22 protein-coding genes are annotated in these 20534 nt (G+C 71.7%); 15 read left to right on the top strand and 7 right to left on the bottom strand.

Going from position 1 to position 20534, the window contains the following annotated elements:
* Positions 1 to 210: 210 nt before the first annotated feature.
* Genes ACLF3M_RS09660 through ACLF3M_RS09650 form a run of 3 tightly spaced genes read right to left on the bottom strand, consistent with a single transcriptional unit; the run spans position 211 to position 2874 of the window.
* Positions 211 to 966: an IclR family transcriptional regulator gene (locus tag ACLF3M_RS09660; protein ID WP_430656743.1), complete on the bottom strand. Its 756-nt coding sequence runs from the start codon at positions 964 to 966 to the stop codon at positions 211 to 213.
* Between the two features lie 5 nt (positions 967 to 971).
* On the bottom strand, positions 972 to 1871 hold the full coding sequence (locus tag ACLF3M_RS09655; RefSeq protein WP_430656698.1) for an SMP-30/gluconolactonase/LRE family protein: 900 nt from the start codon (positions 1869 to 1871) through the stop codon (positions 972 to 974).
* Between the two features lie 4 nt (positions 1872 to 1875).
* On the bottom strand, positions 1876 to 2874 hold the full coding sequence (locus tag ACLF3M_RS09650; RefSeq protein ID WP_430656697.1) for a Bug family tripartite tricarboxylate transporter substrate binding protein: 999 nt from the start codon (positions 2872 to 2874) through the stop codon (positions 1876 to 1878).
* A 119-nt stretch (positions 2875 to 2993) separates the two neighbouring features.
* Here ACLF3M_RS09650 and ACLF3M_RS09645 point away from each other — a divergent pair, with 119 nt between their 5' ends.
* The 7 genes from ACLF3M_RS09645 to ACLF3M_RS09615 all read left to right on the top strand — a co-directional run bounded on the left by ACLF3M_RS09645 (position 2994) and on the right by ACLF3M_RS09615 (position 9465).
* Positions 2994 to 3968, top strand: coding sequence for a tripartite tricarboxylate transporter substrate binding protein (locus ACLF3M_RS09645; RefSeq protein ID WP_430656696.1), 975 nt, complete (start codon positions 2994 to 2996; stop codon positions 3966 to 3968).
* Positions 3969 to 4046: 78 nt separating this feature from the next.
* Positions 4047 to 4724 carry an RraA family protein gene (locus ACLF3M_RS09640; RefSeq protein WP_430656695.1) on the top strand — a complete coding sequence of 226 codons (678 nt, stop codon included), beginning with the start codon at positions 4047 to 4049 and terminating at the stop codon, positions 4722 to 4724.
* An 11-nt stretch (positions 4725 to 4735) separates the two neighbouring features.
* On the top strand, positions 4736 to 5737 hold the full coding sequence (locus tag ACLF3M_RS09635) for a hydroxyacid dehydrogenase (protein WP_430656694.1): 1002 nt from the start codon (positions 4736 to 4738) through the stop codon (positions 5735 to 5737).
* Between the two features lie 21 nt (positions 5738 to 5758).
* A complete protein-coding gene (locus ACLF3M_RS09630; protein WP_430656693.1) occupies positions 5759 to 6124 on the top strand; it encodes a hypothetical protein in 366 nt (121 codons plus the stop codon).
* Entirely contained in the window at positions 6121 to 7092 is a 972-nt protein-coding gene (locus ACLF3M_RS09625; RefSeq protein ID WP_430656692.1) for a tripartite tricarboxylate transporter substrate binding protein, read from the top strand. Before ACLF3M_RS09630 ends, ACLF3M_RS09625 begins: the two co-directional genes overlap by 4 nt.
* On the top strand, positions 7089 to 8216 hold the full coding sequence (locus ACLF3M_RS09620) for an Ldh family oxidoreductase (protein ID WP_430656691.1): 1128 nt from the start codon (positions 7089 to 7091) through the stop codon (positions 8214 to 8216). Before ACLF3M_RS09625 ends, ACLF3M_RS09620 begins: the two co-directional genes overlap by 4 nt.
* A gap of 256 nt (positions 8217 to 8472) precedes the next feature.
* Positions 8473 to 9465 carry a mannonate dehydratase gene (locus ACLF3M_RS09615; RefSeq protein WP_430656690.1) on the top strand — a complete coding sequence of 331 codons (993 nt, stop codon included), beginning with the start codon at positions 8473 to 8475 and terminating at the stop codon, positions 9463 to 9465.
* A gap of 6 nt (positions 9466 to 9471) precedes the next feature.
* Here ACLF3M_RS09615 and ACLF3M_RS09610 read toward each other — a convergent pair whose 3' ends face one another.
* Entirely contained in the window at positions 9472 to 10245 is a 774-nt protein-coding gene (locus ACLF3M_RS09610) for an IclR family transcriptional regulator (protein WP_430656689.1), read from the bottom strand.
* Positions 10246 to 10354: 109 nt separating this feature from the next.
* On the opposite strand from ACLF3M_RS09610, the gene ACLF3M_RS09605 reads away from it, so the two are divergent.
* The 8 genes from ACLF3M_RS09605 (at position 10355) to ACLF3M_RS09570 (ending at position 18254) form a co-directional block, all read left to right on the top strand.
* Positions 10355 to 11629 carry an extracellular solute-binding protein gene (locus ACLF3M_RS09605; RefSeq protein ID WP_430656688.1) on the top strand — a complete coding sequence of 425 codons (1275 nt, stop codon included), beginning with the start codon at positions 10355 to 10357 and terminating at the stop codon, positions 11627 to 11629.
* Positions 11626 to 12561, top strand: coding sequence for a carbohydrate ABC transporter permease (locus ACLF3M_RS09600; protein WP_430656687.1), 936 nt, complete (start codon positions 11626 to 11628; stop codon positions 12559 to 12561). Before ACLF3M_RS09605 ends, ACLF3M_RS09600 begins: the two co-directional genes overlap by 4 nt.
* The gene (locus ACLF3M_RS09595) at positions 12558 to 13385 is read left to right on the top strand and encodes a carbohydrate ABC transporter permease (protein ID WP_430656686.1); all 828 of its coding nucleotides are present in this window, start codon (positions 12558 to 12560) and stop codon (positions 13383 to 13385) included. The genes ACLF3M_RS09600 and ACLF3M_RS09595 overlap by 4 nt, the downstream gene beginning before the upstream one ends.
* A 46-nt stretch (positions 13386 to 13431) precedes the next feature.
* Positions 13432 to 14409: a Bug family tripartite tricarboxylate transporter substrate binding protein gene (locus ACLF3M_RS09590; RefSeq protein ID WP_430656685.1), complete on the top strand. Its 978-nt coding sequence runs from the start codon at positions 13432 to 13434 to the stop codon at positions 14407 to 14409.
* Positions 14410 to 14434: 25 nt separating this feature from the next.
* A complete protein-coding gene (locus ACLF3M_RS09585; protein ID WP_430656684.1) occupies positions 14435 to 15499 on the top strand; it encodes a mannonate dehydratase in 1065 nt (354 codons plus the stop codon).
* Positions 15496 to 16647 (top strand): extracellular solute-binding protein, encoded by a 1152-nt coding sequence (locus ACLF3M_RS09580; protein ID WP_430656683.1) that lies wholly within the window; start codon positions 15496 to 15498, stop codon positions 16645 to 16647. Before ACLF3M_RS09585 ends, ACLF3M_RS09580 begins: the two co-directional genes overlap by 4 nt.
* Positions 16648 to 16717: 70 nt before the next feature.
* Positions 16718 to 17461, top strand: a complete 744-nt coding sequence (locus tag ACLF3M_RS09575; RefSeq protein WP_430656682.1) for an SDR family NAD(P)-dependent oxidoreductase — start codon at positions 16718 to 16720, stop codon at positions 17459 to 17461.
* 19 nt (positions 17462 to 17480) lie between these two features.
* Positions 17481 to 18254, top strand: a complete 774-nt coding sequence (locus ACLF3M_RS09570) for an RraA family protein (protein WP_430656681.1) — start codon at positions 17481 to 17483, stop codon at positions 18252 to 18254.
* Here ACLF3M_RS09570 and ACLF3M_RS09565 read toward each other — a convergent pair.
* From ACLF3M_RS09565 to ACLF3M_RS09555, 3 genes are read right to left on the bottom strand one after another with little or no spacing between them, the layout of a single operon-like run.
* The gene (locus ACLF3M_RS09565) at positions 18229 to 19365 is read right to left on the bottom strand and encodes a TauD/TfdA dioxygenase family protein (RefSeq protein WP_430656680.1); all 1137 of its coding nucleotides are present in this window, start codon (positions 19363 to 19365) and stop codon (positions 18229 to 18231) included. The genes ACLF3M_RS09570 and ACLF3M_RS09565 overlap by 26 nt on opposite strands.
* The gene (locus tag ACLF3M_RS09560; protein ID WP_430656679.1) at positions 19362 to 19946 is read right to left on the bottom strand and encodes an alkylhydroperoxidase domain protein; all 585 of its coding nucleotides are present in this window, start codon (positions 19944 to 19946) and stop codon (positions 19362 to 19364) included. Before ACLF3M_RS09560 ends, ACLF3M_RS09565 begins: the two co-directional genes overlap by 4 nt.
* An 11-nt stretch (positions 19947 to 19957) precedes the next feature.
* Positions 19958 to 20530 carry a CMD domain protein gene (locus ACLF3M_RS09555; protein ID WP_430656678.1) on the bottom strand — a complete coding sequence of 191 codons (573 nt, stop codon included), beginning with the start codon at positions 20528 to 20530 and terminating at the stop codon, positions 19958 to 19960.
* Between the last annotated feature and the right edge of the window lie 4 nt (positions 20531 to 20534).

The following is a 20534-nucleotide window of genomic DNA, read 5'->3' as shown; positions in this document are numbered from 1 at the left end:
CCAAAGCGCGCTGCCGCCTCGCCGGTCGTGCCGACTTTCCACGTGGTGGCTTCGCGATCGCCGTCGGTGCCCGCGGCAGAAGCGGCACCCACCGTTCCCGATGCGGAGCCTGTCATCGCAGCTCGTCGTGGCGGCTATCGCGAGGCTGGGTTTGACCGCGAAGCAGTCCTACGCACATCTGCCAAAGCCAGGCAGTCCCGTGGCTGCCCGCTACTCAGCGGCGGCGCGAGGCCAATCCGGCGTCTCGCCGCCGATCCGGCGGGTCAGTGCCAACGCTGTCTCAGCAAGGATAGGCCGCGCAGCGGCCAGTGCCTCGGATGTCCAGCGAATGACTGGCGCGGAGAGCGCGAGCGCACCGGCCAGCGCGTCCCCCGGCCCGAAGACCGGCATCGCCATTGCGCCTGTGTGAGGGTCCGTCGCGCCCATCGTGACAATCGGCAGCTCGAGCGTTGCGGCGTAGGCCGGCAGCGGCCTCGGCGAAAAGGCCCGCAGCACCTGCGCGATCGCGGAACTGTCGAGCGGCAGCGCGTCGCCGACCCTCACATGCATCCGCAGCAGATGGGGGCTGTCCACGCGGAACAGGCAGAGCCGCTGCTCGCCGCGACGGACGTAGAAGGCCGCGGTCTCGCCCGTGCGGGCGACGAGCTCCTCGAGCATCGGGACGACATGCGACTCCATGCGGAAGGACTGCGTGTAGATCGTGCCGAGCCGCAGCACCTCGGCATCCAGCCGATAGGACCCGTCATCCTCGCGTGCGAGGTAGCCGTGTTCCTCCAGCGAGATGGCGAGGCGCATGATCGTGCTCTTCACCAGCCCCGTGCGTTCCGCCAGCGCGGCGAGCGAGAGCGACCGGTCGCCCTTCCGGAAGGCGGACAGCACGGTCAGCGCGCGATCGGCCGAGGCCACGCCTTCCAGCGCCGGACGCCGCTTCACCTTCTCCACCATCCGCACCTCCGGCCGCCACATTAGGCTCACGTGCCGGGCCGCTCCAGCCGCGCACGCAGGATGCTGCCGGTCTCGCTTTCCGTGACGAAGAGATCACGGCCGTCCTCGCCGCCGAGGCAGAGATTGGTCGTGGAGGCACCGGCGCAGGATCCAATGCCGAGCGTCGGCACGGCGCGCGGATCGAAGCGCCAGACCGTGCCGATGCCGGTATGCGCGACGAGCAGATTGCCCTCGGGATCCCAGGCCAGCCCATCCGGCCCGCCAGGTCCACCATGCAGATGGACGAAGATGCCGGCCTTGGTCACCACGCCATCGCCCTGCAGGGGCAGGCGCCAGATCTGGTTGGCACGCGTCACCGCGAGCATCAGGTGGGACAGGTCGGGCGCGACAACGAGGCCGTTCGGGCTCGGCACCGTGCCGATGAGCTGCTGCAGCCGCCCGTCCGGCCAGAGCCGATACACGCGCCCTGTCGGGTCGTGCAGCCCCGTCTGCCCCTGGTCGGTGAAGAAGACGCTGCCATCGGCGCCGAGGCAAAGATCGTTCAGTCCCTTGAAGCCCTCGCTGCGAGCGGTCTCGAGCAGAGACGAGACCTCGCCGGTCGCGGGATCGATGCGCACCAGGCCGCGCTTGTAGTCCGTGACGAGCAGGTTGCCGTCCGGCGCAACCTTCAGCCCGTTCGGCCAGCCATCGTATTCCGCGACCTGTTCCCAGGCGCCTTCGCGCGTGATGCGGAAGATGCGGCCGAAGGGGATGTCCGTGACGTAGAGCCGCCCCTCGGCGTCGAAGCACGGCCCTTCGAGGAAGCTGTCGATCTGCCGCCCGCCGCGGTTCCAGCGCGCCCATTCCGTCGCGCGTGGGCGGCGGAAGCGGTCGGGCAGGCGGGTGAAGACCTCGGAGCCGATGCGCGGGGGCGGGGCGAAGAACATGGCGCTACTGCCGCTCGATGCCGCTGGTCTCGGCGACGCTGCGCCAGCGCGCGGTCTCCTCGGTCAGCAGCGCGGCGAAGGCGGCGGGCGGCATGCCGCCGGGGTCGGAGGCAATGGAGGCGAGGAAGTCCCGCATGTCCTGGGCCTGCAGCGCCTTGGCCACGTCCTCCTGCAGGCGGTTGACGATGGCATCCGGTGTGCGCGCCGGCGCGGCCAGGCCCGACCAGTTCACCACGCCCTCGCCATGCGGGCCGAAATTCGGCAGGCCGGCCTGGGCGAAGGTCGGCACGTCGGGCAGCGCCGCCGCGCGCTGCGTGCCGCTGATCGCGAGCACGCGGAGCGAGCCCCCCTGCACATGGCCGAGCGCCGAGCCGAGCGAGGCCATGACCAGATCCACCTGGCGCGACAGCACCGCTGTGACCGCGTCGCCGGCACCGCGGAAGGGCACGTGGAACAGCTTCACCCCGGCGGCCTGGGCGAAGGCGGCGGTCGCGAAATGCGGCGCGCTGCCGATGCCGCCGGTGCCGTAGGTGATCTTCTCGGGCTCGCGCTTTGCGTCCGCGATCAGTGCGCCGAGGTCGCGCCAGGGCGCGTCCTTGTGGACGGCGATCATGACGGGGGAGAAGGCGCTGACCGTCACCGGGCGGAAGGCGGTCGCGTGGTCGAAGGGCAGGCGTTGGAAGAGGTAGGGCAACATCGCGTAGGTGTTGTCCATGGCGAGCAGCGTGTAGCCGTCGGGCGCGGCGCGCGCGACCTCGGCGGCGCCGATGGTGCCGGTCGCGCCCGACTTGTTCTCCACCACCACCGGCCGGCCGAGGCTTTCCGAGAGCTTGGGCGCGAGGCGCCGCGCGATGGTGTCCACGGCTCCACCGGGCGCCCAGGCCACGACGACACGGATCGGGCGGGATGGCCAGGCATCCCCCTGCGCCAGGACGGGGCGCGGCAGCGTGCCGAGCGCGAGGATTCCGATGGTGGCGCGGAGCGCCTGGCGGCGAGTGGTCATGGACACCTTCCTCCCTGTCCTGCCGAATGACCTTGCATTTCGAAATGCAGTTTCGTTATACGCGGTTCACCGCCCCACCTGTCAAGCATGGTGGCGGCCCAGGGAAGGAAACCTCCGGCATGCCTGCACTCCACCTCGGTCGCCGCGCCGCGTTGCTCGCGGCGGCCGGCTGCATCTCCCGCCCCGCCCTGGCGCAGGGCACCTGGCCCGCGGGCCGGCCGATCGAGATCGTGGTGCCCTTCGCGCCGGGCGGCGGCATGGACGCCATGGCCCGCACCGTCGCGCCTTTCCTGGCTGCGAAGCTGCCGGGCGCGCGGATCGTCGTCTCCAACCGCCCCGGTGCCGGCGGCCAGCTCGGCACCGAGGCCGTGGCCAATGCTGCGCCGGACGGCTTCACCCTAGGCGCCTGCGCCACGCCGACGGTACTGAGCCAGCCGATTGAGCGGCCGGTCCGCTGGCGGCCAGCGGAGCTGACCTACCTCGCCCAGGTCGTGGACGATCCCTGTGGTCTCTTTGTCCGCACTGACAGCCCGCTGGGCGGCCTGCAGGGCGTCATTCAGGCCGCCCGCGCCCGGCCGGGGGACGTGGCCTACGGCACGGCCGGGATCGGCGGCGACGACCACATCGCCGCGCTGCTACTGGAGGAGAAGGCCGGCATCCGCCTGAACCACATCCCCTTCAACGGCACCTCCCAGCTGCTGGTCCCGCTGCTGGGCGGGCAGCTCGAGATAGGTGCCTTCAACATCAGCGAGGCGGTGCCGCTGCTGCGCGACCGCGCGATCCGCGGCCTTGCCCTCGCCTCGGCCGGGCGCGACGCCACGGCGCCGGAGATCCCGACCTATAGCGAGAGCGGCGTGGACCTCGTGTTCTCCGCGGGGCGCGGGGTGTTCGGGCCGCCGCGCATGCCGGACGCAATCCGCCGACAGATCGAAGCTGCCTTCACCGCCATCTTCGCCGACCCCGCCTGGTCCGAGGCCGCCTCGCGCGCGGGCCTGCCGCTGAAGCCGCTGGTCGGCCCGGCCTACCGCGATGCGGCGCTCGGCGGCGAGGCCGCGCTGCGGGCCTTGTGGGACCGGCGGCCCTGGAAGGAATGATCAGCGGCGCAATCGAAATTGCATTGCATTTCTAACAACGCCGATCTACCGGGCCTCCAGCACGAGGAAAGCACCGTCATGGCCATCGGTTTCCGCATCCTGACCCGCAAGCGCGCCGTCGCGCCCGAGGCTGTCGAGCGCTTCCGCACGCTGCCCGTCGCGAACGTCAGCGACGTGATGTCCCGCATGACGGCCGGCGGCCCGCGCCTGCGGCCGATGCATGGCAGCGGCGTCCTCGCCGGGCCTGCGTTGACGGTGAAGACGCGGCCTGGCGACAACCTCATGGTCCACAAGGCCATCTCGCTCGCCGCGCCCGCCGACGTCATCGTCGTGGATGCCGGCGGCGACCTCATCAACGCGATCATCGGCGAGCTTATGCTGGCGCAGATGGTCCGGCGCCGGCTCGGCGGCATCGTCATCAACGGCGCCATCCGCGACAGCGCCGCGATCCGCGCGCAGTCCTTCCCGGTCTTCGCGGCCGGGGTGACGCATCGCGGTCCCTACAAGGACGGCCCCGGCGAGATCAACGTGCCCATCGCGATCGACGGCATGGTGATCGAACCCGGCGACCTCATCCTCGGCGACGATGACGGCCTGCTCTGCGTTCCCTTCGATCACGTGGAAGCCGTGCATGCCGCCGCCACCGCCAAGGCCGCGGCCGAGGCGAAACAGATGGCGAATATCGAGGCCGGCAGCCATGACGCGTCCTGGGTGGACTCGACGCTGCGGCGCCTGGGCTGCGAAGGCCTGGCCTGAAGGAGATGACCATGACCCCCATTGGGAAGCCCGCCGTCCTCGTCACCGCCGCCAAGCTCGCGCCGGAGGCCGTCGCCATCCTGGAGCAGGCCGGCTACGCCGTGCCCTGCACCTCCGCCTACCCCTCCGAGGCCGAGCTGCTGGCCGCCATCGCGGAGCACCGCCCGATCGCGCTGCTGCACCGGCAGGGCATCATCAACGGCACGGTCATGGACGCCGCCGCGCCGGCACTGCGCGTCATCGCGCGCCATGGCGCGGGGGTGGATGGCATCGACCTCCCGGCCGCGAAGGCCCGCGGCCTGACGGTGACGCGCGCGGCCGGCGCCAATTCGCGCTCCGTCGCGGAGCATGCAATGGCGCTGATGCTCTCCCTGCTCAAGGACCTGCCCTCGGTCGTTGAGGGCATGCGCGGCGGGGTGTGGGAGAAGACGTCCCGCATGACGCGCGACGTGGAGGGCACCTCGCTCGGTATCCTCGGCTATGGCGCGATCGGATCGAAGGTCGCGCGCCTCGCCGACGCCTTCGGCATGCGCGTCTTCGCCTTTGATCCGCTGATCGCGCCGGGCGCGCTGCCCGGCCCCGGCGAGCGCGTGGCGGACCTGCACGGCCTGCTGGTGCGGGCCGAGGTTCTGTCGCTGCACTGCCCCCTTGATGCGACGACGCGCGGCATGATCGGGGCGACTGAGCTCGCGCTGCTGCCGCGCGGCGCGATCCTGGTGCACACCGCGCGAGGCGGCATCGTGGACGAGGCGGCGCTGCTCGCGGCGCTGGACTCCGGCCAGGTGTCCTGGGCGGGCGTAGACGTCTTCGCGAAGGAGCCGCTGGACGCGGAGAGCCCCCTGCGCCGCCATCCCCGCGTGCTGCCGACGCCGCATCTCGCGGCCAACACGCCGCGGGGCGCGGTCGGCATGTCCACCGGCGCGGCGGAGAGCATCGTCGCCGTCCTCGCGGGCCGCCTGCCCGCGCTGGAAGGCGCGATCGTCGTGCCGGGCGGGCTGCGCGCCGCGGCCTGACGGGACGCGCGAGGCCTCGCGATGATCCCGCGCCTGCCCCGCGCGCCGGCGCCGGAGGTGGTCTATGCCGCCTTCCTCGAGGCGCTGCGCGCCTCCGGCTTCGAGGGCGACCTGTCCTCGGACGACGCTGACCGCACCGTGCTGGCGACCGACAACTCGGTGTACGAGATCGTGCCACAGGCCGTCGCCTTCCCCCGCGGGACGGAGGACCTGGCCCGCATCGCGCGGGCTGGTGGTGGACGTCTCCCGGCCACACCCGGAACGCTGCTCGCCACCGGCTTTTCCTGCCGATGCCAGGCCGAACGCCTGGACGGCGCCCGACTCCCGCATCCCGCGTCAGCCCTGCTCGCCGCGCTGCGCGCCACCACAACGGAGGAGACGACATGACACACGGCCCCACCCGCCGCTTCTTTCTCGCCGCGAGCATTGGCACGCTCGCCGCGCCCGCGGTCGCGCAACCCGTTTGGCCGGCCGGCCGGCCGATCGAGGTGATCGTCGGCTTCGCGCCGGGCGGCGGCACCGACGTGATGGTGCGGGCGCTTGCGCAGATGCTGATCCCGGAACTGCCGGGCGCGAACTTCGTCGTATCGAACCGCCCCGGCGCCGGCGGCGAGACCGCCTATGTCGCGCTGCAGGGCGCGCGGCCTGACGGCTACACGCTCGGTACCATCAACACGCCGGGCTACCTCTCGCTCGGTGTGCAGCGCCGCGTCCGCTACGACCGCGCGCAGATCCGCCTGATCGCCCGGCTAGTGGACGACCCCAGCGCCTTCGTGGTGCACCGGGACTCGCCCTATCGCACACTGAAGGACCTGGTGGAGGCCGCAAAGCGCCGGCCGGGGACGATCAGCGTCGGCTCCTCCGGCATCGGTACGGACGACCATCTTGGCCTGACGCTGTTCGAGGCCGCGTCGGGCACCGAGTTCATCCACGTGCCCTTCGCCGGCGCGGGACCGACGAGGAATGCCGTGCTCGGCCGGCAGATCGACGTCGCCGGCCTCAACCTCGGCGAGATCGGCATGCTGGGCGAGCAGAACCCGCTGCTCCGCGCGCTGGCCGGCATGGGGGAGCGGCGCTGGGACCTGATGCCCGACGTGCCCACCTTCCGCGAAGAGGGCTATGACGTGATCATGACGAGCGAGCGCGGCCTCGGCGCGCCTCGCGGCGTCCCGGACGAGATCGCGAAGCGACTCGAGGATGCGATCGCGAAGGTGATCGCGACCCCTGAATGGACCGAGAAGGCCCGGCAGCTCGAATTGCCGATGGCCTTCCTGCGAGGAGCGGAGTGGGAGGCCCAGATGCCGGCGCAGCTCAGGCGCTACCAGCAGATCTGGGAGCGGACGCCCTGGCAATGACGGCCGGGGCGAAGGAGACCGGCCCCGGCGCCGTGCGCGTCGCAGCCGCCCGCATCCGGAGGCAGATCCTCGCCATCCTCCTCGCCTGGGGCATGCCGGACGATCTGGCGGAGACGACAGCGGAGGTGATGAGCGAGACCGACCTGACGGGGGTCGACTCGCACGGCATCTCGATGCTGATGCTCTACGAGCGGATGCGCATGGCAGGGCAGCTCAGGCTGCAGGCACGACCGCTCGTGGTGCGCGAGAATGCCTGCACCGCGCTCGTGGACGGCGGCGCCGGGCTCGGCCATCCCGTCGGCGTCATGGCGATGCAGCTCGCGGTGGAGAAGGCGCTCGCGGCCGGCATCGGGGCGGTCGGCGTGTTCAACTCCCACCATTTCGGCGCCGCGGGCTACTACGCGCGCCTCGCGACGGAGCGCGGGCTGCTGGCGATGGTTACGAGCTCGGCGCGCGGCGTGCTCGTCGTGCCGACGCGCGGTGCGATCCCGGTGCTCGGGACCAACCCGATTGCCTTCGCGGCGCCGGCGGGGCGGAACCGCCCCCTCGTGCTCGACATCGCGACGAGCACCGTCGCGGCAAACAAGGTCAAGGTCTACGATCTTCATGGCAGGACGCTGCCGGAGGGCTGGGTGACGGACGAGGCGGGACGGTCCGTGACCGATGCTGCCATGGCGATGGACTATCTCTACCGTCGGGCAGAGGGCGGGTTGACGCCGCTGGGCGGGACCGCGGAGGCGGGTGGCCACAAGGGGTATGGCCTGGCGCTTATGGCGCAGATCCTGGGCGCGACGCTGACCGGCGGCTCCTTTTCCCCGCTGCGGGAGAGCCGCCGGAGCCGGGCCGACGAGCCGGACAATGTCGGCCATTTCTTCATGGCGGTTGACCCGCGTGCCTTCCGGCCGCCTGGCGCCTTCGAGGACGACATGGATGCCATGATCAATGTGCTGCACGGCACGCCGCCAGCCAATCCTGACCAGCCCGTTCTCGTCCCGGGGGAGCCTGAAGACCTCGCCCGGGCCGAGCGGCTTCGCGACGGCATCCCGATCCCGCCGGCGCTCGATCGGCACGTGCGGGACATCTGCGCGCGGTGCGGCGCTGCCTACATGCTGCAGGACCGCTGAAAGCGCTGCGCTACCGGTTGATCGGAAGCGACTCCAGATGCCGCGGCAGCGTGACGTCGCTGCGCACGCCCTCGTCGACGGTCTGTTCCGCAATGCCCGGCTGCTCGATCACAGGATGGTCTGAGAGGGCGGAATGCCGGAACTTTCCAACTCTCGGGCAAGCCCTACAGTGACCGATGGCGGTCAGTAATCGCCCGACACAGTACCGCACGCGCCGCCAGGCCGCGCGACGGACTGCCCAAGGGGAGCGGAACCAATGCGCCTCTGCATGCTGTTGCCGCCGCGGCCGGACCGGCGATGGACCGTGGCGCGGCAGATGGGGGTCACGGCGGCCATCGCGAAGCTCGCACCCGACCTCACCGGCCGGCTCCCGCCCTGGAATTTCGAGAGCCTTGCCGCAACCCTGCGGGAGTACCGCGCCGGCGGCTTCGAGGTGGTCGGGCTCGAGGGCGACCAGTTCGACATGCGCCGCATCAAGCTTGGCCTGCCCGGCCGCGACGAGGACATCGACCGCTACCGCGCCATGCTCGTGAATATGGGCCGCGCCGGGGTCCCGCTGCTCTGCCTCAACTTCATGGTTCTCGGCTGGCAGCGCAGCGGCACCGCGGTTCCAGGTCGCGGTGGTGCGCTGGTCACCGCCTTCCGCGCCGAGGAGGCGGAGGCGCTTGGCGTGACCGAGGCCGGCGAGGTGTCCGCGGGGCGCATGTGGGAGAACTGGACCTACTTCATCCGCGCTGTCGCGCCGGCGGCCGAGGCCGCCGGAGTGCGCATGGCATTGCATCCGGACGACCCGCCGGTGCCGCGCCTGCGCGGCGTCGCGCGCATCCTGACGAGCACGGAGGCCATGGCGCGCGCCGTGGCAGAGGCCGCCAGTCCCGCCGTCGGCTTCACCTTCTGCCAGGGCAGCATCGCGACGATGGGCGAGGACGTCGCCGCGGCCGCCCGCCGCTTCGGCAGCGCCGGCCAGATCGCCTTTGTGCATGTGCGCGACGTGCGCGGCCGCGCCGACAGCTTCGTCGAGACCTTCCCAGACGAGGGCGACACCGATATGGCGGCCGTGTTCCGCGCCTATGCGGAGCTCGGCCTGGACTGCCCGATCCGCCCCGACCACGCCCCCGCGATGGATGGCGACCCGCGCCACGACGGGCCGGTGCAGGGCACCAATGTCGGCTACGAGGCCAACGGCATGATCTACACCGTCGGCTACATGAAGGGGTTGGCGCAGGCGAGCGGCATCACCCTGCGCTGACCCTCGTCATGCGCCGCCGAGCCGCGCGGAGATCGCGCCGGCGCAGCGGCGCAGCCCCTCGCGAATCGGGCGCTCGCGCCGCGCGGCCTCGGCGTCGAGATAGGGTATGCTGAGGGCGGCAACGCAGATCCCCTCTGGCCCGAAGACCGGCGCAGCGACGGCGCGGATGCCCGGCGCGAACTCACCGGCATCCATGGCCAGCCGGTCGCGCCGCACTTCCTCCAGCACGCGCCGCAACGCGTCGGCCTCGGTGATGGTCGCCGGCGTCAGCCGGGCGAGCGGGGCGGCGAGCAGCCGCGCCTGCACCTCCTCCGGCCCGAAGGCGGCGAGCACCTTGCTGGCCGCGCCGGCATGCAGCGGGAAGCGGCGGCCGACCTGGGTGGTCACCGAATAGGTCTCTGGGCTCTCGGCAGTGGCCACCACCAGCGCCACTTCGCCTTCCCGCACCGACAGCTTGACCGAGCAGCGCAGCGCGCGCGCCAGTTCGTCCATCAATGGGCGGGCCACCGCGACCAGGTCGAAGCCGCTCGGCACCGCGCGCGCGAGGCGCAGCAGCTGAGGGCCGAGGCTGTAGGCGTTCTCGGCGCCGCGCACGACGAGGCCGCGCGCCTCGAGCGAGTTGAGCACGCGGTAGACGGTGGAGCGCGGGATGCCGAGGCGCGCCGTCAGTTCGCGGATGCCGGCGGGCGCGCTGGCCAGAGCCTCCAACAGGTCCACCGCGCGCTCCACCGCCGGAATGCGGTGCGTGCCGGCCGGTGCTTCAGCGCCTGAGATTATCATTGACCGCCGCTCCGCCGCTGCTAGGCTCCATCCAAATACTAACTGCCAGTTCAAATCTGAACTGGCAAGCAGAAGAACTGGTCCGAGCATCGCAGGGAGGAGGTTTGTCATGATCCGACGACGTTCGATGCTGCTCGGTGCGGCCGGACTCGTGGGCGCGGGCCTCTCGGCGCCCACCGTGACGCGCGCGCAGGCGCGCACGATCTCCTGGGTCACGCATCCGGTGATCCTGGCCGCCACCGGCGACGGCGAGTTGCTGCGCCGCTTCGAGGCGCAGACGGGTATCCGCGTGGAGACCGTCACCTTCCCGACCGAGGTGCTCGGCCAGCGCATCCAGCAGGAGCTGATCGCCCGCAGCAGCGCCTTCGACGTCCTGAGCGTCGCCGACGCCTTCTGGACGACCAGCGTGGCGCGCTTCTGCGAGCCGCTCGACCCGATGATCCGCACCGCCCCGCCCCCTGGTGGGATGGAGGATTTCTCGGCCGGCATGGTGCAGCAGTTCCGCGTGCCGCAGACGGCGGACGGGCCCGTGATGGGCATCCCGCAGCGCGTCTCCGTCAGCCTGCTCTACGCCCGCGGCGACCTGCTGCGCGAAGCAGGGCTCGCCATGCCGCGCACCCTGGACCAGTTCCTCGCCGCCGCCCGCGCCCTGGCGCGCGGCGAGGTATCGGGCGCCGTCTACCAGGGGCTGCAGGGCCAAGCCGGCGTGCTGGACTGGTACGAGATGGCTGCGCCGCTGGGCGCCGACCTGCTTGCCCCTCCCGACTGGCGCCGCGCCGCCCTCAACACGCCGGCCGGCATCCGCGCGCTGGAGGCGCGGCGGCAGCTGATCGCCGACGGGCTCGTGAACCCGGGCGTCGTCGGCTATGGCTTCGACGATGCGATCAACGCGATCGCACAGGGCCGCGCGGCGATGGGCGTGCTGTTCTCCGCCTACTGGCCGCGCTTCACCGATCCACGCACCTCCCGCGTGGCCGACAGCATCGCCTTTGCCGCGCCGATGCGGAACGAGGGCGTCTCCCCCGCCTATCCCGCGCGCGGCTGGGCCATGTCCATCAACCGCGCCTCCGCCAGGAAGGAGATGGCGTGGGAGTTCATCCGCTTCCTGACGGACGCGCCGCAGCAGAAGTGGATGGCGATCGAGAAGGGCAATCCGGTGAGCCGGCTCTCGGTGGTGCGTGACAGGGAATTCGCCGCCGCCGTGCCGATCGCCGCCGCGTTGGGCGAAGCGCTGCCCCACGCCAAGATCATGCCGAACGCCCCGCAGCTGCCGCGCGTCTACGACGCGCTCTCGCGCCATCTCGGCGCGGCGCTGGCGGGCAGCGCGACGCCGGCAGCGGCGCTCGCCGCAGCCGAGGCCGAGGTCAACCGGCTGCTGGCATGACACTCGCCGGCGCCGCCCCGCTCTCCGTCCCGTTCCAGGCGGCGCGCCGCGGCCCGAACCGCTGGTTGCGCGCGGCGACGCCCTGGCTGTTGCTGGCGCCGGCGCTGCTTCTGCTGGCGGTGGTGGTGATCTATCCGATCTTCTTCAACCTTCATGCCAGCGTCCATGCCTGGAACCTGCTGGAGGATGACGGGCCACGTGGCTTCGTCGCCGGCGGCACCTTCGCGGAGGTGCTGGGCGAGCCCGGCTTCCTCAATGCGCTGCGCGTCACCCTCTCCTTCACCGCCGCGGCGGTGCTGCTGGAGTTCACGCTCGGCCTCGCGCTCGCGCTCGTCGCGCATGAGGCGATCTGGGGCCAGCGGCTGATCCGCACGCTGCTGGTCGCGCCGATCATGGCGACGCCGCTGGTCGTGGCGCTGGTGTTCCGGCTGATGTGGCACGGCGAGTTCGGCGTCATCAACCACTACCTCTCCTATGTCGGCATCGGGCCGGTGGTGTGGCTGGCGGGGCCGAACACCGCCTTCTTGGCCATCCTCGTCACCGAGGTCTGGCACAACACCTCCTTCGTGTTCCTCGTGCTGCTCGGCGCATTGCAGATGCTGCCGCCCGAGCCCTTCGAAGCGGCGAAGGTGGACGGCGCCAACTTCCGTCAGCGCCTGTGGCATGTGACGCTGCCGCTGCTGAAGCCGGCCATCGCCCTGGCGCTGCTGTTTCGCCTGGTGTTCACGCTGCGCCTGTTCGACGAGGTCTGGGTGCTGACGCGCGGCGGGCCGAACGGCGCGACCGAGACCGTCTCCATCCTGCTCTACCGCGCCGCCTTCGAGGTGTTCGACGTTGCCCGCGCCGGCGCGCTCTCCGCCCTGCTGCTCGCGCTGAGCGCGGCGCTCGCCTGGGGGCTGCTGCGCGTGCTCTACCGGCGAGGCCCGGCATGAGCGCGCGCCGCCTCTGGCCCCGCGTGGCGCTCACCATCCTGGCCGGTGCCGCGGCGAGCCTGACGCTGTTCCCGATCGTGTGGATGGCGCTGCTCTCGCTCAAGACGCAGCGCGACGCGCTCGCCCTGCCGCCGCGCTGGATCTTCGAGCCGAGCCTCGAGGCGTACCGCGCCGTCTGGATGAAGGGCGGCTTCGCGCAGGGCTTCGCCAACAGCCTGGTCACCGGCACGAGCACGCTCGCGGTGGTGCTGCCGATTGCGCTGCTCGCGGCCTATGCGCTCTCCCGCTACCGGTTCCGCGGCGGACGCGCCGTGCTCTACGGCATGTTCGTCACGCGGCTGTTCCCGCCGGTGGCGCTGGTGACGCCGATCTTCCTCTCGGCCAGCTGGCTCGGCCTGCACGACCGCACGCCGACGCTCGTGCTGGCCTACGCCGCGCTGAACCTGCCGCTCGCGGTCTGGATGCTGAAGGGCTACTTCGACGCCGTGCCGGAGGAGTTGGAGCACTCCGCGATGGTGGACGGCGCCTCGCGCCCGCAGGCGGTGCTGCGCGTGGTGCTGCCGCTGATGGCGCCGGGCTTGGCCGCCACCGGCGTCTTCGTCTTCGTCGGCGCCTGGAACGAATTCCTCTTCGCGCTGACCCTCACCAGCCGCGAGGCGCGGACGCTGCCGACCGTGATCGCCGAATTCGTCGGCGACACCGGGATCGAGTGGCCGCAGATCATGGCCGCCTCCACCATCGCGCTCGCCCCCGTGCTGGTGGCCACCTTCGCCCTGCAGCGCCACATCGCCGCCGGCATGACCTCCGGCGCGGTCAAGGGATGAGCGCTTCGGGGCCGACACGCTGCAACGACGGGAGGAAGGGACGATCATGATCGGCCGACGCGGATTGGGTGCCCTCGCGCTCGCGGCGGGACTGCCGGGCGCTGCCCGCGCGCAGGGGGGCTGGCGCCCCACGCGGCCGGTCGCCTTCGTGAACGGCTTCGCCCCAGGCAGCACGATCGACCTGGTCGCCAGGCTGGTCGCCAGGGAGATGGAGCCGAAGCTCGGCCAGCCGGTGGTGGTCGAGAGCCGCACCGGTGGCTCGGGCAACGTCGCGATGCAGCATGTGCTGCGGCAGCCGGCGGACGGGCAAACGATCGGCTTCGCCGCGATCACGCTTGGCACCAACCCGCACCTGATGAGCGTGGGCTACGATCCGATCCGCGACATCCAGATGGTCTCGCGCATCAGCACGGTGCCGGTCGCGATCGTCGTCGGCGGCCAGGCGCCGTTCCGCACCCTGCCGGAGATGATCGCCTTCGCGCGCGCCAACCGGGAAGGCCTCACCCTCGGCCATGGGGGCACCGGCACCTCGGGCTTCCTGGCGGCGCAGCTGCTGGCCCGCTCCGCCGGCTTCGCGCCGCTGATGGTGCCCTACACCGGCACCGGCCCGGTCTACCAGGCGATGCTGGCCGGCACGCTGCACGGCACCTTCACGCCGGTGGACAACACGCTGCCCGGCCAGGTCGCGGGCGGCGCGATGCGGGTGCTCGCCGTGATGCAGGAGTCGCGGATCGCCATGCTGCCGGACGCGCCGACGACGCGGGAGCTGGGCTTCGGGCCGGAGACGGATTTTCGCTCATGGCACGGGGTGATGGTGCGACCCGGCACGCCCGCGCCCGCGGTCGCCGCGCTGTTCGAGGCGGTGACGGGCGCGGTCGCCACGCCATCGGTGCAGGAAGGGCTGCTGCGCGCCGGCGTGGAGCCCGCGCCGTCGGCCAGCGTGGAGGAGGCGCAGGCCTTCTACATGACAGAGCTGACCCGTTGGGGCGAGCTCATCCGCGCCATCGGCATCCGCCCGCAGTAGCGCGATGCAGGGTGCCGCCAGCGACATGACCGCGATCCGACCCATTCCGGCCCGGCACGACTGGGCGAACCTTCCGATGCGGACGGCGATGGCGACCTTCTGGCCGCCCACCGACGACCGGCTGCGGTTCATGAAGCAGCTCGGCATCGACGACACGATCCTCTGGGCGACGACCTTCCCCACGCCGGAGTCGCTCAGCTTCCGCGAGCTGCTGGCGGTTCGCGCCCGCTGCGAGGCGCAGGGGCTGCGGCTGTTCGCGGTCGAAAGCGTCTCCGCCCATTTCTATGACCGCATCATCCTGGGCCTGGACGGGCGCGAGCAGCAGGTGGAGGCCTACAAGCGCATCATCCAGGCGGTCGGTCGCGCCGGCATCCCGGTGCTCGGCTACAACTGGATGGTCAACGGCGTCTGGCGTTCGAGCTACGCCAACCCGATCCGCGGCGGCGCACGCGCCACTGCCTTCGACCTCGCGCTCATGCGTGACGCGCCGCTGATCGCCGGGCGCGACTACGCCGAGGAGGAGTTCTGGGACAACTACGCATGGTTCATCCGCCGCGTCCTGCCGGCCGCGGAAGCGGAAGGGGTGAAGCTCGCCATCCATCCCAATGACCCGCCCGTGGAGACGCTGGGCGGCCTGCCCTGCCTCATGCGGTCCCGCGCGACGATCGAGCGCGCGCTCTCGATCCAGCCGAGCGAGGCGCACGGCCTGACCTTCTGCCTCGGCAATTGGGGTGCGATGGGAGAGGATCTGGTGGCGGCCATCCGTCACTTCGGGCCGGCCGGCAAGCTTCTGTACCTGCATTTCCAGGCCACGCGCGGCACGGTGCCGGCCTTCACCGAAAGCTTCGTGGACGATGCGGACTACGACCCGCTGGCGCTGATCGCTGCGCTGGACGAGGTGGGCTTCAACGGCGTGATGATCCCCGGCCACGTGCCGCAGATTGACATGGACACGGAGTGGCGGACCGAGCTGTCCGCATCGAAAACGCCCTATCATCACCCCATGGGCGGCTTCGCGGCGCGCGCCTTCACCATCGGCTACCTCAAGGCGACCATCGCCGCCGTCCGGGCGATGCGGAGCCGTCGGTGATCGAGTTGCGCGGCATCACCTGGGGCCACACGCGCGGCTTCGCGCCGCTCGCGGCGCTCGGCCGCGTCTGGGAGGATGCCCATCCGGAGGAGCGGGTGACCTGGACCGCGCGCTCGCTGTGGTCCTTCGGCGAGGAGCCGCTGGAGCCCTACCTCGACGCCTTCGACCTGCTGGTCTTCGACTACCCCTTCGCCGGCGAGGCGCTGGAACGCGGCTGGGTCATCCCGCTCGAGACCCTGCTGGACGCCGCGACGCTCGGGGAGCGGCGGACCGGCACCATCGGCCCGCTGCACGATGCGTTCCGGCACGAGGGCGGGCAGGCGGCGCTGGCGATCGACGTCGCGACCCATGTCTCGGCCTCGCGGCCGGATCTGCTTGCGCGGCTCGGCGTCGAGCAGCCGGAGAGTTGGCCGGCCGTGCTCTCGCTCGCGCGCCGGGGGGCAGTGGCCATGCCGATGCGCCCGACGGGTGTCTGGGGCGCCTGGCTCAGCCTCTGCGCGAACCGTGGCGCGCCGCCCTTCGCCGCCCATGACGGCCCGGCCTTCGTGGAGGACATCGCCGCCGCCGCGCTCGACGACCTGTCCGCGCTCGCGGCCCTCATGCCGGCCTGGTGCCGCGAGGCCTATCCGGTCGGCCTGCTGAACCGCATGGCCGAGGAGGACACGATCGCCTTCGTGCCGATGACCTACGGCTATTCCACCTACAGCCTGCGCGGCTATGGGCGGCATCGGATCGCCTTCCACCCGCTTCCCTCCGGCACGGGCCACGGGCGAGGCGCGATCCTCGGCGGCGCGGGCATCGGCGTCTCCGCGCGCAGCCGGAACGCCGCGCCGGCCGCGCGGCATGCGGCCTGGCTCACCTCGCCGGACATCCAGTCCACGCTCTACGTCGCCTTCGGAGGCCAGCCGGCGGCGCGCGCCGCATGGCTCGACCCGCGGCACGACGAGCCGACGCTCGGCTTCTTCAGGGCGGTGCGGGAGAGTGCGGAGCATCCCTATGTCCGGCCGAACCGGCCCGGCTTCCACGATTTCCAGAACCGGGCGAGCCGGCTGCTGCACCGCGTGGTGATCGAGGGCGGGGCTGTCCTGCCGGCACTGCGCGAGGTGGCGGCGGCTTGGCACGCCCTGCCGCCGGGCGCGGCTGAATGACCCGGCCAGCCGCGGCATGCCGGCCCGTTCCGGCCATGGGGGGGACCGCGCGGTGAGAGATGGTGGCTGCTTGCGGCTCGACGGGCGGCGTGCGCTCCTCACCGGCGCGAGCCGCGGCATCGGCGCGGCGATCGCGGCCGCGCTCGCCGGCGCGGGTGCGCGCGTGGCCGTCAACGCTGCCGAGGCGCAGGCGGAGGAAACACGCGCGCTGGCCGCCACGCTGCCGGGGGCCGTTGCGGTGCCGCTGGACCTTGGGTCCACCGGCTCCGGCGCACGGCTCGCACATCTGGCGGAGCAGGCGCTGGGCGGCCCGACCGACATCCTCGTCCTCTGCGCCGCGATCCAGGTGGAGGAGGAGTGGCACGCCGCTGAGGCCGCCGACATGGACCTGCAGTGGTCGATCAACCTCCGCGAAGCGCTGACGCTGACGCAGGCGATCGTGCCCGGCATGGCGGAGCGGCGCTGGGGGCGCGTGCTCGGCGTCTCCTCGGTCCAGGCGCTGCGGCCGCATCCGCGCATGATGGTCTATGCGGCGCTGAAGGCCGCGTTGGCCAATGCGCTGCGCAACCTGGCGAAGCAAGTGGCCGCGCAAGGCGTCACCGCCAACCTGATCTCGCCCGGCGCCATCGACACGCCGCGCAATGCCGCCACGCTGGCGGATCCCGCGATGCGCGCCCGTGTGCTGGGCAGGATCCCGGCCGGCCGGCTGGGCACGGCCGAGGACTGCGCCGGCGCCGCCCTGTTCCTCTGCTCCGACGCTGCCGCCTACGTCACCGGGGCCGACATCCCGGTGGACGGCGGCATGGCCCTTTAGACATCAAGGAGAAAGCCACATGGCCGACCACGCCCCCGCACCGCATGAAGTGGACACCCAGGCCCTCCAGAAGGAGGCGCGGCTGATGCGGCTGGAAGCACTGATCGCGGAGCGCGAACACCACGAGATCGTGCCGCTGCCGCGTCCCGACGAGGAGATCCTGGCCCGTTACGAGCGACTCTACACCGGCGCCATCTCCGACGTGCTGCGCGAGCACGTGCTGATGGACCAGGCCATCCCCGGCCATCTGCACTGCCTGCGGCCGGAGCGGACCGTCGCCGGCTTCGCCTTCACGGTGAAGAGCGCGCCCAACACCAAGGTGACAGGCGAGCTCACCTTCCGAACCGGCATGATCGAGAAGATGGGCCGCAACGACTTCGTGGTCTGGGACACATCCGGCGACATCGAGTCGACCGCCTGGGGCGGCGTGATGACGGCGACCGCGGTAGGCCTCGGCGTGCGGGGCGCCATGATCGACGGCGGCATCCGGGACACCGCCCAGATCCTGCAGAAGGACTTCCCGGTGTTCTATCGGTACCGCTCGCCCAACGGCTCTCTGGGGCGGTGCCTGATCTCGCACTACCAGGTGCCGATCCGCATCGGTACCGTCTGGATCCGGCCTGGCGACATCGTCGTGGGCGACATGGACGGCGTGATGGTGGTGCCGCGCGGCCTCGCCATGGCCGTGCTCGAGCGCGCGGAGCAGATCCTGGGCAACGAACGCGAGATCTTCCGCTGGGTCGCCGAGGGCGACAGCGTGCGGCAGATCACCGAGAAGGGTGGCTATTTCTGACCGATTGGTCCCCGGGTCGGCTGCCGCCATTGACGGGTGCGGCCGCCCGGGGGGCGGTCCTTGGACACCGCGACGCGCCGGCGAGCCAGGGCCGTGGCGGTCGCGAAGGGGATGGTGGGCCCGCCATTGTCATTCGACTGATGGGCGGCCTGCCGCCGAGGGCGGAGTGAGGCCCGAGGCTGTTGGCCGGAGAAAGCTGGACCCGCATTGCCCTGACCACAGTCAGGACAATGCTGGTCCAGGGCCCGGTCATCATGCCGCGAGCCTGCCGCCCTTCACCGTCACGCGCGATCCGCTGCGCACCTGCGGGAAGTAGTCCCAGATCGCGAGGTGCTGCACCGCGCGATTGTCCCAGAAAGCGACCGAATGCGGCCGCCACTGGAAGCGGATCTGGAAATCCGGCTTCTCGGCGTGCTCGAACAGGAAGCGCAGGATCGCCTCGCTCTCCTCCTCGCTCACCTCGTTGATGCGGTAGGTGAAGAGGCGATTGACGTAGAGGCCGCGCCGGCCGCTGATGGGATGGCGGGATCACCACCGGGTGGTTCGCGCTGGGGAAGACGCGGCCGGTGTCGTCGATGCCCTCGAGCCGGTTGCGCTTGCGGTAGTTGCGCTCACCGGAATGGAATGCCGTCAGCCCCTCCAGATAGGCCTTCATGCGCGGCGAGAGCGCGTCGTAGGCCGCAGCGAGGCTCGCGAAGAGCGTATCGCCGCCGGTCGGCGGCACAGTGTGCAGATGCAGGATGGAGCCCAGCGGCGGCTCCTGCCGGCAGGAGACGTCGCTGTGCCAGCGCTCGCCCGCGATCATCTTGCTGTCCGCGTCTGCGTGGATCGGCAGGATCTCCGGATGGCCTTCGGGGCCCGGCGTGTTGGGGTGGATGTCGAGCTCGCCGAAATAGCGGCCGAAGCGCTTCTGGCTGTCGTGTTCGAAGCGCTGGTCGCGGAAGAACAGCACGCCGAACTCGCCGAGCGCCGTGTGCAGCTCCTCCACCTGGCGGTTGGTCAGCGGGCGGGTGATGTCGATATCCTCGACCTCCGCGCCGACATGCGGGGAGACGCGGCGCAGCCGCAGTGTTTCATAGGTCACGTGGGTCTCGGTCTTGGGTGGCCTCATGCCGCCTCGCCCAACGAGAGCATCAGGCGGTTGGCCCAGGCGAAGAAGGACGCCGCCTGCACCAGGTCGGCGATGGCGAGGTCGTCCAGCCCCGCCACGCGCAGCCGCGCGACATGGGTCGCGTCGAAGGCGATCGGCGTCGCGGTCAGCGCGGCAGCGGCCGCGACGATGGCATTCCAGCGCTCGCCGAGATCGGCCGCAGGGCCTTCTGCCAGCAGCCGGTCCACATCGGCCTCGCGCTTCGAATAGGTCGCGGCGAGACGGGCATGGACCGAGGCGCAGTAGATGCAGCCATTGACGCGCGAGGCGACGGCGGCGGCGAGTTCCCGCTCCGCGCGCGGCAGGCCGCCATCGGCGTTGAGGAAGATGTCCTTGTCCGTGCGCGTGCGGTGCTCCAGCGCGTCCGGGTCGCGCGCCAGCAGGCGGAAATAGGGCGACTTCGCGCGTGCGGCTTCGATCAGCGCTTCCAGGTGGCGCGGCGTCAACGCGGCCTCGTCGAGCGGCTCGAGCCAGGGCTCCCAGCCGAGCTGCGCGCGGGTGAAGACGTTCGGGCCCGGCCGGGGCGCGTGGGTGTCAGGCATCGGCGTGTCCCTCAGGCGGTCGCCAGCACGCGCAGGCCATGCGCGGCGCGGATCTGGTAGGCGAGGAAGGCGACGAGCTGCGACAGCGTGACGATCGCGTCCGGCGACCAGCCCGCCGCGCGCAGCGCCGCGATCGCCTCGACGGAGGCATCGCGCGGATGCAGCACCAGCAGATGCGCATGCGCGAAGGCCGCGCACAGGCGCGGGCCGAGCGTCTCGGCCAGTGCCGTCGGCAGCGCGAAGCCTGGGCCCTCACGGTCCTCTGCGCTGAGCGGCCCGGCGGGATAGCGGCCATAGGGGCCCTCGGCCACCGTCGCCGCGGCGACCTCCGCGACGGCGTCGGCCAGCCGTGGCGCAACGCCGCGAAGGCGCGCGCCGTATTCGGCGCTGCCCGGCGCGTCGCTGTGCAGCGCGGCGATATAGGCGGCGACCGCCAGCCGCTCGGCCAGCGTCACCTCAGCGGTGTCGGCGGCGGCGAGGAGCGCGTCGTGGCTCGCCTGGCCATGGTCGCGCGTGACGGGGCGGCGGGCGCGCAGCGCGGCGACGGCCTGGCCGGGCGCGAGACGGGCGATGATGTCGGACATGGGG

This window comes from Falsiroseomonas sp. HW251 (genome assembly GCF_050563545.1).
GTDB lineage: Bacteria > Pseudomonadota > Alphaproteobacteria > Acetobacterales > Acetobacteraceae > Falsiroseomonas.
The sequence above is the reverse complement of the archived record's forward strand: the minus strand, read 5'-3'. Positions and strand labels throughout refer to the sequence as shown.

Bases quoted from the DNA above. Each gene is read 5' to 3' on its own strand.
- ACLF3M_RS09660 (WP_430656743.1), bottom strand. From the start codon at position 966: ATGTGGCGGCCGGAGGTGCGGATGGTGGAGAAGGTGAAGCGGCGTCCG.
- ACLF3M_RS09655 (WP_430656698.1), bottom strand. From the start codon at position 1,871: ATGTTCTTCGCCCCGCCCCCGCGCATCGGCTCCGAGGTCTTCACCCGC.
- ACLF3M_RS09650 (WP_430656697.1), bottom strand. From the start codon at position 2,874: ATGACCACTCGCCGCCAGGCGCTCCGCGCCACCATCGGAATCCTCGCG.
- ACLF3M_RS09645 (WP_430656696.1), top strand. From the start codon at position 2,994: ATGCCTGCACTCCACCTCGGTCGCCGCGCCGCGTTGCTCGCGGCGGCC.
- ACLF3M_RS09640 (WP_430656695.1), top strand. From the start codon at position 4,047: ATGGCCATCGGTTTCCGCATCCTGACCCGCAAGCGCGCCGTCGCGCCC.
- ACLF3M_RS09635 (WP_430656694.1), top strand. From the start codon at position 4,736: ATGACCCCCATTGGGAAGCCCGCCGTCCTCGTCACCGCCGCCAAGCTC.
- ACLF3M_RS09630 (WP_430656693.1), top strand. From the start codon at position 5,759: ATGATCCCGCGCCTGCCCCGCGCGCCGGCGCCGGAGGTGGTCTATGCC.
- ACLF3M_RS09625 (WP_430656692.1), top strand. From the start codon at position 6,121: ATGACACACGGCCCCACCCGCCGCTTCTTTCTCGCCGCGAGCATTGGC.
- ACLF3M_RS09620 (WP_430656691.1), top strand. From the start codon at position 7,089: ATGACGGCCGGGGCGAAGGAGACCGGCCCCGGCGCCGTGCGCGTCGCA.
- ACLF3M_RS09615 (WP_430656690.1), top strand. From the start codon at position 8,473: ATGCGCCTCTGCATGCTGTTGCCGCCGCGGCCGGACCGGCGATGGACC.
- ACLF3M_RS09610 (WP_430656689.1), bottom strand. From the start codon at position 10,245: ATGATAATCTCAGGCGCTGAAGCACCGGCCGGCACGCACCGCATTCCG.
- ACLF3M_RS09605 (WP_430656688.1), top strand. From the start codon at position 10,355: ATGATCCGACGACGTTCGATGCTGCTCGGTGCGGCCGGACTCGTGGGC.
- ACLF3M_RS09600 (WP_430656687.1), top strand. From the start codon at position 11,626: ATGACACTCGCCGGCGCCGCCCCGCTCTCCGTCCCGTTCCAGGCGGCG.
- ACLF3M_RS09595 (WP_430656686.1), top strand. From the start codon at position 12,558: ATGAGCGCGCGCCGCCTCTGGCCCCGCGTGGCGCTCACCATCCTGGCC.
- ACLF3M_RS09590 (WP_430656685.1), top strand. From the start codon at position 13,432: ATGATCGGCCGACGCGGATTGGGTGCCCTCGCGCTCGCGGCGGGACTG.
- ACLF3M_RS09585 (WP_430656684.1), top strand. From the start codon at position 14,435: ATGACCGCGATCCGACCCATTCCGGCCCGGCACGACTGGGCGAACCTT.
- ACLF3M_RS09570 (WP_430656681.1), top strand. From the start codon at position 17,481: ATGGCCGACCACGCCCCCGCACCGCATGAAGTGGACACCCAGGCCCTC.
- ACLF3M_RS09565 (WP_430656680.1), bottom strand. From the start codon at position 19,365: ATGAGGCCACCCAAGACCGAGACCCACGTGACCTATGAAACACTGCGG.
- ACLF3M_RS09560 (WP_430656679.1), bottom strand. From the start codon at position 19,946: ATGCCTGACACCCACGCGCCCCGGCCGGGCCCGAACGTCTTCACCCGC.
- ACLF3M_RS09555 (WP_430656678.1), bottom strand. From the start codon at position 20,530: ATGTCCGACATCATCGCCCGTCTCGCGCCCGGCCAGGCCGTCGCCGCG.